This window comes from Vibrio sp. PNB23_22_6, assembly GCF_052877535.1.
This window is the reverse complement of the sequence record NZ_JBNFXP010000104.1, coordinates 1-224: the sequence shown is the minus strand read 5'-3', so window position 1 is coordinate 224 and position 224 is coordinate 1. Positions and strand designations below refer to the sequence as shown.

Sequence of the window (224 nt, the reverse complement as noted above, 5' to 3'; positions counted from 1 at the left end):
GTGGCTACGACGGGATTCGAACCTGTGACCCCATCATTATGAGTGATGTGCTCTAACCAGCTGAGCTACGTAGCCATCTTTTTGAGCGAGACAATATAAACCTTCGCGCCCTAAGTGACAACCCTTTATTTAAGGAATCTCACTTTGAATAGTGGCAGGTCTACCTGGATTCGAACCAGGGAATGGCGGCATCAAAAGCCGCTGCCTTACCGCTTGGCGATAGA

General features: G+C 49.1%; 1 tRNA gene. It reads right to left on the bottom strand.

Annotation, left to right across the window (positions count from 1 at the left end):
• Window position 1 precedes the first annotated feature (1 nt).
• A tRNA-Met gene (locus ACVA54_RS19790) sits at window positions 2-75 on the bottom strand.
• Between the last annotated feature and the right edge of the window lie 149 nt (window positions 76-224).